The sequence below is a fragment of the Thermophilibacter sp. genome (assembly GCF_966187215.1).
Window position 1 is genome coordinate 1 of the sequence record NZ_CBIFYV010000046.1, and the last position, 12,005, is coordinate 12,005.

Here is a 12,005-nt window from a genome sequence, read left to right on the forward strand (position 1 = left end):
ACACCCACGAGGAAAAAAACCTCCTCCAACACCACCCCCCCCCCCCCTCCCCCCCCGGCAAGGGGCTCGCGTATGTCACGCACGGTACCTACAGCTCGATCGAGGTCTCCTTGATCGGGTTGGGCTCGGCGAAGTGGCAGGCGCAGAAGTGGCCGGGACACACCTCGCGCAGCTCGGGACGCTCCATCGAGCACTTCTTCTGCGCGATCGGGCAGCGCGTGTGGAAGCGGCAGCCGCTCGGCGGGTTGATCGGCGAGGGCGGGTCGCCGGGCAGGATGATGCGCTTGCGGTTGTGCTGGACGTCCGGGTCGGGCACCGGCACGGCCGAGAGCAGCGACTGCGTGTAGGGGTGGTGCGGCTCGGCGTAGAGGGTCTTCCAGTCGGAGTACTCCATCAGGTTGCCGAGGTACATCACGGCCACGCGGTCGGAGATGTGCTGCACCACCGAGAGGTCGTGCGCGATGAACAGGTACGCGGTGCCGAACTCGTCCTGCAGGTCCTTGAGCAGGTTGAGCACCTGCGCCTGGATGGACACGTCGAGCGCCGAGACCGGCTCGTCGCAGATGATGAGCTTGGGCTTGAGCGCGAAGGCGCGGGCGATGCCCACGCGCTGGCGCTGGCCGCCCGAGAACTCGTGCGGGTAGCGGTTGATGTGCTCGGGGTTGAGGCCCACGATGTCGAGCAGGTGGCGCACGTAGTCCATGCGCTCGTCCTTGTTGGGCATCTCGCCGTGGATGACGAGCGGCTCGGAGACGATCTCGCCGATGGTCATGCGCGGGTTCAGGCTCGCGTAGGGGTCCTGGAAGATGTACTGCATGTCGTGGCGCATCTTCTTGAGCTGCTTGCCCTTGAGCTTGGAGACGTCCTCGCCGTCAAAGATGACGGTGCCGCTCGTGGGCTCGGTGAGGCGCATGATGCAGCGGCCCGTGGTGGACTTGCCGCAGCCCGACTCGCCCACCAGGCCGAAGGTCTCGCCCGGATAGATGTCGAAGCTGATGTCGTCCACCGCGTGGACGCGCCCGGCGTTGCGGCCGAAGACGCCCCCCTCGACGGGGAACTCCTTGCAGAGGTGCTCGACGTGCAGCAGCGGCTCGCGCTTCTCGTCTGCCATCAGGCCTCGCCTCCCTTCTGAGCCGCGGCGGTCGCGGCGGTCTTGGCCGCGCGCGTGCGCGAGTTCTCGGGCGCGTTGGCGGCCACGAACGCGGCGTCGCCCGCGAAGTGGCAGCGCGAGTAGTGGCCGGTCTCGGTCACGTAGCGCTCGGGCATCTCGATGCGGCAGCGCTCCGTGGCGTACGGGCAGCGCGGCGAGAAGGGGCAGCCGCTCGGCAGGTTCACGAGCGAGGGCGGGTTGCCCTTGATTGGGGTGAGCGGCTTCTTCTCGTCGATGACCTGCTCGGGAATCGAGCGCACCAGACCCCAGGTGTAGGGGTGGATGGGGTGGTAGAAGATCTCGTCGGCGGTGCCGAACTCCACCGGATGGCCGGCGTACATGACCATGATCTTGTCGGCCACGTCGGCCACGACGCCCAGGTCGTGCGTGATCATGACGATCGCGTTGCCGTTCTGCTCCTGCATCTGCTTCATCAGCTCGATGATCTGCGCCTGGATCGTCACGTCGAGGGCCGTGGTGGGCTCGTCGGCGATCAGGATGTCCGGGTCGCAGGCCAGTGCCATCGCGATCATCACGCGCTGGCGCATGCCGCCCGAGAACTGGTGCGGGTAGTCCTTGACGCGCTGCTCCGGGTTGGGGATGCCCACCATGTCGAGCAGCTCGATGGCGCGCTCGGTGGCCTGCTGCTTGGTGTAGCCGCGGTGCAGGCGCAGGCCCTCGCCGAGCTGGCGGCCGATCGTGTAGACCGGGTTCAGCGACGTCATGGGGTCCTGGAAGATCATCGCGATGTCGTTGCCGCGGATCTGCTGCATCTCGCGCTCGCTCATCTGGAGCAGCGAGTGGCCGCGGTAGCGGACGTCGCCGCCCTCGATCTTTCCGGGAGGCATGTCGATGAGGCCCATGATCGTCATGTGCGTCACCGACTTGCCCGAGCCCGACTCGCCGACCACGCCGAGCGTCTCGCCGCGGTCGAGGGTGTAGCTCACGCCGTCGACGGCCTTGACGACGCCGTCCTTGGTGTGGAAGTACATCTTGAGGTCGTCCACCTCGAGGAGGTGGGAGCCCTCAGGGACCGGCTGGTTCTTGAGGTCGAGCGCCGGGTCCTGGGCGCGCTTCTTGCCGAGTGCCATTTAAGCGTCCTTCATCTTGACGTCGAGTGCGTCGCGCAGGCCGTCGCCGAGCAGGGTGAAGGCGAGCACGGTGGAGAGGATGGCCAGGCCGGGCAGGATCATCAGCCACGGCTGCGTCTGCAGGTAGGTCTGGCCGTCCTGGATCATGATGCCCCAGGAGGGCGTGGGCGGGGTGACGCCCATGCCGAGGTAGGACAGGGCGCTCTCGGTGAGGATGGCGCCGCCGATGTTCATCGTGGCGTAGACCACGATGGAGGCCACCGAGTTGGGGAAGATGTGGCGCACGATGATGCGCAGGTCGGAGGCGCCCATGGCGCGCGCCGCGTCAACGTAGTCGTTCTCCTTGATGGACAGGATCGCCGAGCGGAACACGCGGGCGATCTGCGGCCAGCCGAGGATGCCGATCGCTATGAACACGTTCTGGATGCCCTGGCCTATGACCGCCAGCATGACGATGACGAACAGCGTGTACGGAATGGCCAGGAACATGTCGGCCAGGCGCATGATGATCGTGTCGAAGATGCCTCCGTAGTAGGCCGCGATGCCGCCCATGACGAGGCCGATGGCCGTGGAGATGAGCGTGGCGACCACGCCGACGACGAGCGAGACGCGCGCGCCGTAGATGACGCGGACGAGCTGGTCGCGACCCGTGGCGTCGGTGCCGAAGGGGTGCTCGAGCGAGGGCGGCAGCTTGGAGTTCTGCGCGACCGTGGCCGTGTCGATGTCGGTCGGCGAGCCCAGGATCTGCGGGGCCCAGAGGTCGGCCGTCACGGCGACAAGAATAACGAAGACGATCCAGGCGGCGCCGATGAGCGCGAGCCTGTTTCGCTTGAGGCGCTGCCAGGCGTCGCTCCAGAGGGTGCGCGACTTGGCCGGGGCCTCGGCCGCGACCGCGGCCTCCGCGACGGCGCCCTGCGCCTGGTCCTCGAGAGAGTTCTTCTTGGTCATGGTTTCTCCCTCGCCTTCCTAGCCCTTGTCCTTGGCCGACCCGAAGCGGATGCGCGGGTCGAGGAAGGCGTAGCTGATGTCAACGAGCAGGTTGATGATCATCACGACGACGACGATGACGGTCACGCCGCCGAGGACGATGGGCCAGTCACGCTGCGTGACGGCGCGGTAGATCTCGTAGCCCATGCCCGGCCAGTTGAAGACCGTCTCGGTGAGGATGGCGCCCGAGAGCATCGCACCGAGGTCCATGCCGATGTATGTGACAACGGGGATGAGCGCGTTCTTGAGCGCGTGGTGGAAGATGACGCCGCGGCGCGAGAGGCCCTTGGCCTTGGCGGTGCGGATGTAGTCCTGGTTCATGACCTCGAGCAGCTGGGAGCGCATGATGCGCGCCGTGTAGGCCGTGGAGACCGAGGCCAGGGTGACGGCGGGCAGGATGTAGTAGACCCAGCCCTGGAACTCGGCGTGGCTCCCGCCCGCGCCCGAGATGGGCAGGTAGAAGGCCCCGCCCGTGACGTTTTTGAGGAACACGCCAAAGAAGAGCTGCAGCAGCATGCCGAGCCAGAAGGCGGGCATGGCAACGAGCACCGAGGTGACAAGCGTCACGAGCACGTCCCAGAACGAGTACTTCTTTATCGCTGATATCAAGCCGGCCCCTATGCCGACCACCGCCTCGATGCAGATGGCCACGAGAGCGAGCCGTACCGTGTAGGGGTACTTGGAGAGGAGGATCTCCGACACGGACATGTTGCGCGTGTAGGACTGACCGAGGTCGCCGTGGAGCAGGTCGTTCATGTAGGTGAGGTACTGCTTCCAGACGGGCGTCGGGATGGTGTCGCCGTTCTCGTCGTAGATCGGCTTCCCCTCGTCATCGACCTCGATGAGGCCGTTCGAGATGCGAATCTGCAGCTCGGTCTCGGGCGTCACCTGCTTGCCGCCGGTGATGATCTTCACCGGGTCGCCGGGGACGATCGTCTTCATCGCAAAGAGGATGATGGTCACGCCGATGAAGACGGGGATGAACTGCAGGATGCGCTTGATGATGTACTTTGCCATGCGTACAGCTCCTGTCGTGGGCTTCTGGCTCCGCGCGGGCAAATGGAGCCATGGCAGCGGGGCACCACGTTGGGTGCCCCGCCTACGCTCAGATCAAATGTTCACAGTGTCGCGAGACAGGACCTAGGCCTGGAGCTCGACGGTGCTCATGTCGCAGAGCTTCTGCGGGTCCATGTACAGGGACTGGACGCGCGTGGAGCCAACGAGCTGGTGCTTGTAGAAGTTCAGCGGGATGACCGGCATGTCGGCGGCCACGAGCGCGTTGACCTCCTGGAACTTGGCGATGCGCTCGTCGGGGTCGGCGATGGCGCGAGCGTCGAGCATGCCCTGGTCGACGGCGGGGTTGGAGTACTTGCCGTAGTTGTTGTCGCCACCGGTCACGAACAGCGGGTACATGAAGTTGTCGTAGATCGGGTAGTCGGCGATCCAGCCCAGACGGCCGACCTGGAAGTCACCGTTCGGGTAGACGTTGGAGATGATGGTGGACCACTCGGCGGTGTTGGAGGTGGTGTCGATGCCCAGGTCGTTCCAGTTGGCCATCACCATCTCCATGATCTGCTTGTGATCGCCGTCGAGGTTGTAGGTGAGGGCGATGGAGATGCCGCGCTTGCCGTCGGCGTCCGCGGGGTACTTCTCGTCGAGGATGGCCTTGGCCTGCTCGGGGTCGTACTTGGAGAACTCCCAGGTGTCGGGCTCGTAGCCGGCGACTCCGGGCGGGACGATGGAGCCGGCGGGCTCGCGGGTGCCCTCGAAGACGGTGTCGCAGATGGCCTGGCGGTCAATGGCCAGCGAGAGGGCCTTGCGCAGGTCAACATCCTGCAGCACGGGGTCCTGCAGGTTGAGCATCAGGTAGTAGGTGGACATCTCGGCACCGGTGAGCACCGCGTGGTCCGGGGTGATGGTGTAGCCGTCCTCGGACTCGCCGTACTGGGAGATGGCGTCGGACATCATGGTCGTGGGGACCTGGGCGACGTCGAGGTTGCCGGCCTGGAACTCGGTGTAGGCCGTCTGGACGTCCTTCTGGATGCTGAAGTGGATGCCGTCGATCTTGGCGACGTCACCGTAGGAGTAGTCGTCAAAGCGGACGAGGTTGATCTCCTGGCCGTCCTCCCACTTGCCGTCCATCTTGAAGGGGCCGTTGCCCACGGGCGCGTAGAAGAAGGTGTTGAAGGTGTCGGCGTCGCCGATGGCGCAGTCGGGGATCGGCGAGAGCGCCGGGTGCATGCAGACGTACGGGAAGTCGGCGTAGGGCTGGGTGAGCTTGACGACGAGGGTGCTGTCGTCCGGGCAGGTGACGCCCGTCAGCTCGTCGGCGTCGCCAGCGGAGAGCTCGGAGTAGCCCTCGACCATCGCGAGGTGGTAGCCGATCGCGCTGACCTTGCCGTAGTCGTTCGGGCGGACGATGCGCTCCCAGCCCTGCTTGAAGGACTTGGAGGTGACGTCGGTGCCGTCGTGGAACTTGCCCGGCTTGAGGTGGAAGGTGAACTCGGAGGCGTCCTCATTGGGCTCCCAAGACTCGGCGACGAGGCCCACGAGCTCCTCGTTCTCGAAGTCGTAGGTGGTCAGCGCGTCAAAGAGCTGGTAGCCCACCTGCATGCCCTGATCCTCCTCGAGGTCATACGGGTCGATGGCGGTGGGGTTGTTGATGTAGTAGCTGAGGGTGCCGCCGGTGGCGCCGCCGTCGGCGGAACCGGAGCCAGCGGACTCGCTCTTGCACGCGGCCAGCGCGGCGAGCGCGCCCGCGGCGAGGCCACCCTTCACGAAGCTGCGACGGGTGACACCGCCCATCTTCTGCTGAGCCATACTTGTTTCCTCCTCCTGTCTTGAGGCGGGCAGGCTCCCTGCCCCGTCCCTCCGCCCCATGGACTGCCCCCCGGGCAACCCACAGAACGACTGTTTACTTTATCCTAAAAAAGCGTGCCGGGTGGAGCCCGACACGCGTACGTAACGCAGTAGCCTCAATTTCCGCCCTGTTACGCCCTAGCCCACGGTCCCGGTGGGGTACGTCAGCGCCATGATGACCACGCAGACGATGAAGACCGTGGTGGTGATCACCGTGAGGCGGTTGAGGTTCTTCTCGAGGACGCCCGATCCCGTGCCCGAGTTGTAGAGCGACGAGGCGATCATGTCGGACACGCCCGTCCCCTTGCCGGAGTGCATGAGCACGAGGATGACGGTGAGGATCCCCGAGAGGAACAGGATGACGGTGAGGATGATGTTGAGCGGGTTCACGAGCTCCCCTTCAGACGTTGACACAGCATCAAGAGATGCTAGCACAACTGAGGGCCCGGACGCCTGAGACGTCCGAGCCCTCCATGCGAGCTTCGCGCGGACGCGGTGCCTTACGCCATCGCGCTCTTCACCATGGCGGCGAAGCTGTCGGCCTTGAGCGAGGCGCCGCCGACGAGCGCGCCGTCGACGTCCTCCTTCTCGAGGAAGCCGGCGATGTTCTCCGGCTTGGCTGAGCCACCGTAGAGGATGCGGATGCCGTCGGCCGTCTCCTTGCCGAAGACCTCGGTCAGCGTGGCGCGGATGGCGCCGCAGACCTCCTGGGCGTCGTCGGCCGTGGCGGTCTTGCCGGTGCCGATGGCCCAGATGGGCTCGTAGGCGACCACGTACTTGGACGGGTCAGAGATCTCCAGGCCCTCGGTGTCCTTCTTGATCTGGTCGACCACGAACTCGACGTGCTTGCCGGCCTCGCGGACCTCGAGGGACTCGCCGCAGCAGCTGATGGGCACGATGCCGTGAGCCATGAGGGCCTTGGCCTTCTTGTTCACGTCCTCGTCCGTCTCGCCGAAGTAGTCGCGGCGCTCGGAGTGGCCGATGACGCAGTAGGTGGCGCCCACGGCCTCGAGCATGCTGGGGGCCGTCTCGCCGGTGTAGGCGCCGGACTCCTCCCAGTACACGTTCTGCGCGCCGAGCGCGAACGGCGCCGCGCTCTGCTCGATGACCTCGGAGACGCCCTTGAGGTCGACGGCGGGCGGGCAGACCACCACGTCGACGTCGCCGGTGCCGTCCTTGAGCTCGTCGGCGAGACCCTGCGCGAGGACGACGCCCTCGCTGTAGGTCTTGTTCATCTTCCAGTTGCCCGCGATCATCCTCTTACGCATCGAGAAGCGCCTCCACTCCGGGAAGGGCCTTGCCCTCGACGAGCTCCATGGACGCGCCACCGCCGGTGGAGATCCAGCTCATCTTGTCGGCCAGGCCGAACTTGTTGATGGCGGCCACGGAGTCGCCGCCGCCGATGATCGAGGTGCAGTCGGAGTCGGCCACGGCGCGGGCCACGGCCTCGGTGCCGGCCGCGAACTGGTCCATCTCGAAGACGCCCATGGGGCCGTTCCAGAAGACGGTCTTGGCGCCCTTGATGGCCTCGGCGTAGAGCTCGCGGGTCTTGGGGCCGATGTCCATGCCCATGCGGTCGTCGGGGATCTTGTCGGAGTCGACGACCTCGCCCTCGGCGTCCTCGCCGAAGTGGTCGGCCACGACGTTGTCGATCGGGAGCAGGATCTTGACGCCCTTGTCCTCGGCCTTCTTGAGCATCTCGCCGGCGCGCTCGACCCAGTCCTCCTCCTTGAGGGAGGTGCCCACGGTGTAGCCCTTGGCGAGGAAGAAGGTGTAGGCCATGCCGCCGCCGATGATCAGCGTGTCGGCGGAGTCGATGAGGTGATCGAGCACGCCGATCTTGGAGGACACCTTGGAGCCGCCGACGATGGCGACGAACGGGCGCTCAGGCTCGGCGAAGATCGAGGTCAGGGTGTCGACCTCCTTCTCGAGCAGGAAGCCGGCGTAGGCGGGCAGGTACTGGGCCGGGCCCACCACGGAGCCCTGGGCGCGGTGCGCGGTGCCGAAGGCGTCGAGCACGAAGATGTCGCCGTAGGATGCCAGGGTCTTGGCGATCTCGGGGTCGTTCTTCTTCTCGCGCTTGTCGAAGCGGACGTTCTCGAGGACGAGGATGTCGCCGGGCTCGAGGGCGTCGACGGCGGCCTTGGCCTTCTCGCCGTAGGTGTCGTCCACGAACTTCACGTCATAGCCGGTGAGCTCGGCCAGCTTGTCGGCGGCCGGCTTGAGCGAGAGCTCGGGCTCGGGGCCGTCGCCCTTGGGGCGGCCGAGGTGGCTCATGAGGATGATCTTGGCGTTGTGCTCCTTGAGGTACTTGATCGTGGGGATGGCCGCCTTGACGCGCGTGTCGTCGGTCACGACGCCGTCCTTCAGGGGCACGTTGAAGTCAACGCGCATGAGGACGCGCTTGCCGTCGACGTCCGCGTCGCGGACGGTCTTCTTGGTGAAGGCCATGGGTTCCCTCCTTCTTCCGGGTGGATACACAAAGGGGCGCGGCCGCGGCCCCGTGAGCTGCGACCGCGCCCCAAGGATGCGAGAGACGCGCGCTTAGGCGACGAACTTCTCGAAGTACTTGATGGTGCGGACCATCTGGGAGGTGTAGGAGTTCTCGTTGTCGTACCAAGAGGTGACCTGAACGAGGCTCTGGCCGTTGCCGAGGTCCTGGACCATGGTCTGGGTGGCGTCGAAGATCGAGCCGTGGGTCTCGCCGACGATGTCGCGGGACACGATCTCGTCCTCGTTGTAGGCGAAGGTCTCGGGGATGGTCTCGGCGTAGGCCTTCATGGCAGCGTTGACCTCGTCGACGGTGACCTTCTTGTCAACGACGCAGTAGAGGTTGGTCAGCGAGCCGGTGGGCGTCGGGACGCGCTGGGCGGCACCGATGAGCTTGCCGTTGAGCTCGGGGAGCACCAGGCCGATGGCCTTGGCGGCGCCGGTGGAGTTGGGGACGATGTTCTCGGAGCAGGCGCGGCTGCGGCGCTTGTTGCCCTTGCGCTGCGGGCCGTCGAGCGGCATCTGGTCGCCGGTGAAGGCGTGGATGGTGGTCATGATGCCGGAGACGATCGGCGCGAAGTCGTTGAGGCCCTTGGCCATCGGGGCGAGGCAGTTGGTGGTGCAGGAGGCCGCGGAGATGATGTCGTCATCGGCGGTCAGCGTCTCGTGGTTGACGTTATAGACGATCGTGGGGAGGTCGTTGCCCGCGGGAGCGGAGATGACGACCTTCTTGGCGCCGGCGTTGATGTGCGCCTGGGCCTTGGCCTTGGAGGTGTAGAAGCCGGTGCACTCGAGGACGACGTCCACGCCGAGCTCGCCCCAGGGGAGGTTGTTGGCGTCGGCCTCCTTGTAGATGGTGATCTTCTTGCCGTCGACGACGATGGCGTCCTCGGTGGCCTCAACCGTGTGCTCACGGCCGTAGTTGCCCTGGGTGGAGTCGTACTTCAGCAGGTACGCGAGCATATCCGGAGAGGTGAGGTCGTTGATGGCCACGATCTCGGTGCCCTCGTGGGCGAACATCTGACGGAACGCCAGACGGCCGATGCGACCAAAGCCGTTGATAGCAACCTTTACTGCCATGCTTTCTCCTTTCACGTGGCCGCCGGGGCTTCTCCCCAACGTACCAAGCAAACCACAGGGCACAGCCCTTGCCATTCGATAGTGTACCCCACGCGGGCGCCTCGATGCGGCGCAATCTGAGCGCGTCTGGAAATTTGAGTCGCGCGCGCTCAGATGTGGGGGCGAGAAGGGCGCGACGATGGGGACGGGGGTGTTTGTCACCTCGTCAAATTGGACTGGCTTGATGAGGTGACAAACACCTCCGTCCCCATTGTCACCCGGCCTGGGCCTCGGCCTCGTCGACGAGGGCCTGGAGGCGCAGCACGCGGTGGTACATCGCCGACTTGGACGCCGGCGGGTCGAGCTCGGCGCCGAGCGCCGCCAGCGACAGCTCCGGGTGCGCGCGGCGGGCGCGGCAGAACGCGCGCAGCGCCGGCGGCAGCGCCCCGAGCCCAATCAGCCGCTCCGCACGCTCCACGAGCTCGAGCTGCTCGGCCGCGGCGCCGGTGGAGCGCGCCTGGTTGGCCATCTCGGCGTTGACGCGGCGGTTGACGTCGTTCTTGACGGACTTCTTGGCGCGCGCGACCTCCACCACCCGCGCCATTCTCGCCGCGCCCATGGCGCCGAGCAGCGCGATGACGTCGTCGTAGCTCTTGAGGTAGATGGCGAAGACGCCGCGGCGGCGGTTGAGGCGCGCCTGGGCCCCCATGTCGCGCACGAGCCCGGCGAGCTCGCGGGCGAACTCCTCCCCCGTCACCGCGATCTCCAGGTGGAACTCGCCGCGCGGGTCGGCCACGAAGCCGCCCGCCATGAAGGCGCCGCGCACGAAGGCCGCCCGGCCGGCGGCGTCGCGCGTGAGCGCGGCGGGCACGCCCGGCACGATGCCGCGCCCCGGCGCCAGGATCCCCAGGCGCACGAGGTCGTCGGCCAGCTCGTCCTGCTCGGGGATCTCGATCAGGTAGTTGCGCGTCTTGTGCAGCACCGAGCGGCGCACCGTGAGCGCGGTCTCCAGGTCGAAGAGCTTGTGCGTGAGCTTGATCACCGTGCGCGCCACCGCGCCCGTCTCGGTGGCCACGCGGATGGCGTAGCGCCCCGAGCCGTGGAACGACAGCGTCCCGCAGACGCGCACGAGCGCGGAGAGCTGCGCGAGCTCGGCGGCGCGCGAGGGCGCCTCCACGCGGGAGAGCTCGTCTTTGACCTCGGCGGTGAACGACATGGCCTAGCTCGTCCGCACGTTGGCGAGCGCGAGGTCGCGGTGGGAGATGCTCACGTGGTAGCCCGCGCGCTCGAGGTAGGTGGCCGTGGCCTCGGCGATGGCCACGCTGCGGTGCTGGCCGCCCGTGCAGCCCACGGCGATGGACAGGTGGCTCTTGCCCTCGGCCACGTAGCCCGGCATCGCCACGTCGAGCAGGCGGTACCACGCGTCCAGGAACTTCTCGGTGACGGGGTTGCCGAGCACGAAGTCAGCAACGAGGCGGTCACGCCCGGTGAGCGGGCGCATCTGAGGGTCGTAGAAGGGGTTGGGCAGGAAGCGCACGTCGATCATCAGGTCCGCCTCGGCCGGCATGCCGTGCTTGAAGCCGAACGAGAAGACCGAGACCTCCATGAGCTGCTGGTCCGAGAGCTCCGAGAAGGCGCGGCGCAGACGGGCGCGCAGGTCGGCGATGCGCAGCTGGCTCGTGTCGATCACGAGGTCGGCGGAGTCGCGCACAGCGGCGAGCTGCGCGCGCTCGCGGGCCACGGCGCCGCCGATGGACTCGCCCGGCTGGGCGAGCGGGTGGCGCCGGCGGTTCTCGTCGTAGCGGCGCACGAGGACGTCGTCGGAGGTGTCGAGAAACACCACGCTGCAGGAGATCTCGTGGTCGCGCAGCTGCTTCACGGAGTCGGAGAGCTCGTCGAAGAGGCCCTGGCTGCGCAGGTCGCAGGTCACGGCCAGGTGCCGGCCCACGCCGGAGTTGATGCCCACGAGCTCGGCGAGCTGCAAGAGCAGGCGCGGCGGCAGGTTGTCGATGCAGAAGTAGCCCATGTCCTCGAAGACGTGGAGCGCCTGCGTGCGGCCCGAGCCGGACATGCCGGTGACCACCACGACGTCCGGCACGCGGCGGGCGCGCTCGGCGGCGCGCATGAGCTGGTCGTCGGCCATGGGGTCTCCTCTCGTCGGTTCCTTGGAGTATACGGCAGCGGGACCCCGCGGGGTCGGGCGAGAAGGTCCGGCGCTCAGACAGTCCTCGCCGCACAGGACGCGGCTGCGGAACTCGCGGCGGACCTCCTCTCCCGACCCGCAGCGACGGTGACGAAGCCGACGGCCGGCGGGGCAAGGCCCGCCGCGAGTTCTTGCCGAGCGCTCTTCTCGGCAAGCTGTCTGAGCG

Annotated in this window: 11 protein-coding genes; all 11 read right to left on the reverse strand. The window is 66.9% G+C overall.

Translation table 11 applies throughout. The annotated features are described in order from the left end of the window. Positions 1-88: 88 nt before the first annotated feature. Positions 89-1,111: an ABC transporter ATP-binding protein gene (locus ACWTSU_RS04125; protein ID WP_455136933.1), complete on the reverse strand. Its 1,023-nt coding sequence runs from the start codon at positions 1,109-1,111 to the stop codon at positions 89-91. Continuing rightward, complete coding sequence (locus ACWTSU_RS04130; protein ID WP_455138614.1) at positions 1,111-2,241, reverse strand: ABC transporter ATP-binding protein; 1,131 nt, start codon at positions 2,239-2,241, stop codon at positions 1,111-1,113. Before ACWTSU_RS04130 ends, ACWTSU_RS04125 begins: the two co-directional genes overlap by 1 nt. Continuing rightward, complete coding sequence (locus ACWTSU_RS04135; RefSeq protein ID WP_455138615.1) at positions 2,242-3,189, reverse strand: ABC transporter permease; 948 nt, start codon at positions 3,187-3,189, stop codon at positions 2,242-2,244. An 18-nt stretch (positions 3,190-3,207) separates the two neighbouring features. Continuing rightward, on the reverse strand, positions 3,208-4,245 hold the full coding sequence (locus ACWTSU_RS04140; protein WP_455138616.1) for an ABC transporter permease: 1,038 nt from the start codon (positions 4,243-4,245) through the stop codon (positions 3,208-3,210). A 123-nt stretch (positions 4,246-4,368) separates the two neighbouring features. After that, positions 4,369-6,048: a peptide ABC transporter substrate-binding protein gene (locus ACWTSU_RS04145; RefSeq protein ID WP_455138617.1), complete on the reverse strand. Its 1,680-nt coding sequence runs from the start codon at positions 6,046-6,048 to the stop codon at positions 4,369-4,371. A 177-nt stretch (positions 6,049-6,225) separates the two neighbouring features. After that, complete coding sequence (gene secG / locus ACWTSU_RS04150) at positions 6,226-6,477, reverse strand: preprotein translocase subunit SecG (RefSeq protein ID WP_455138618.1); 252 nt, start codon at positions 6,475-6,477, stop codon at positions 6,226-6,228. A gap of 110 nt (positions 6,478-6,587) precedes the next feature. Next, positions 6,588-7,355, reverse strand: a complete 768-nt coding sequence (gene tpiA, locus ACWTSU_RS04155; protein WP_455138619.1) for a triose-phosphate isomerase — start codon at positions 7,353-7,355, stop codon at positions 6,588-6,590. Further along, the gene (locus ACWTSU_RS04160; protein ID WP_455138620.1) at positions 7,348-8,538 is read right to left on the reverse strand and encodes a phosphoglycerate kinase; all 1,191 of its coding nucleotides are present in this window, start codon (positions 8,536-8,538) and stop codon (positions 7,348-7,350) included. The genes tpiA and ACWTSU_RS04160 overlap by 8 nt, the downstream gene beginning before the upstream one ends. A gap of 93 nt (positions 8,539-8,631) precedes the next feature. Further along, a complete protein-coding gene (gene gap / locus ACWTSU_RS04165) occupies positions 8,632-9,657 on the reverse strand; it encodes a type I glyceraldehyde-3-phosphate dehydrogenase (protein WP_455138621.1) in 1,026 nt (341 codons plus the stop codon). Positions 9,658-9,910: 253 nt separating this feature from the next. Beyond that, positions 9,911-10,852 carry a DNA-binding protein WhiA gene (whiA, locus tag ACWTSU_RS04170; RefSeq protein ID WP_455138622.1) on the reverse strand — a complete coding sequence of 314 codons (942 nt, stop codon included), beginning with the start codon at positions 10,850-10,852 and terminating at the stop codon, positions 9,911-9,913. Between the two features lie 3 nt (positions 10,853-10,855). After that, complete coding sequence (gene rapZ / locus ACWTSU_RS04175) at positions 10,856-11,779, reverse strand: RNase adapter RapZ (RefSeq protein WP_455138623.1); 924 nt, start codon at positions 11,777-11,779, stop codon at positions 10,856-10,858. Positions 11,780-12,005 lie beyond the last annotated feature (226 nt).

What these genes read in the sequence shown, in the direction of transcription:
- ACWTSU_RS04125 (WP_455136933.1), bottom strand. Translation starts at nt 1,111, where the DNA reads ATGGCAGACGAGAAGCGCGAGCCGCTGCTGCACGTCGAGCACCTCTGC.
- ACWTSU_RS04130 (WP_455138614.1), bottom strand. Translation starts at nt 2,241, where the DNA reads ATGGCACTCGGCAAGAAGCGCGCCCAGGACCCGGCGCTCGACCTCAAG.
- ACWTSU_RS04135 (WP_455138615.1), bottom strand. Translation starts at nt 3,189, where the DNA reads ATGACCAAGAAGAACTCTCTCGAGGACCAGGCGCAGGGCGCCGTCGCG.
- ACWTSU_RS04140 (WP_455138616.1), bottom strand. Translation starts at nt 4,245, where the DNA reads ATGGCAAAGTACATCATCAAGCGCATCCTGCAGTTCATCCCCGTCTTC.
- ACWTSU_RS04145 (WP_455138617.1), bottom strand. Translation starts at nt 6,048, where the DNA reads ATGGCTCAGCAGAAGATGGGCGGTGTCACCCGTCGCAGCTTCGTGAAG.
- tpiA (WP_455138619.1), bottom strand. Translation starts at nt 7,355, where the DNA reads ATGCGTAAGAGGATGATCGCGGGCAACTGGAAGATGAACAAGACCTAC.
- ACWTSU_RS04160 (WP_455138620.1), bottom strand. Translation starts at nt 8,538, where the DNA reads ATGGCCTTCACCAAGAAGACCGTCCGCGACGCGGACGTCGACGGCAAG.
- gap (WP_455138621.1), bottom strand. Translation starts at nt 9,657, where the DNA reads ATGGCAGTAAAGGTTGCTATCAACGGCTTTGGTCGCATCGGCCGTCTG.
- whiA (WP_455138622.1), bottom strand. Translation starts at nt 10,852, where the DNA reads ATGTCGTTCACCGCCGAGGTCAAAGACGAGCTCTCCCGCGTGGAGGCG.
- rapZ (WP_455138623.1), bottom strand. Translation starts at nt 11,779, where the DNA reads ATGGCCGACGACCAGCTCATGCGCGCCGCCGAGCGCGCCCGCCGCGTG.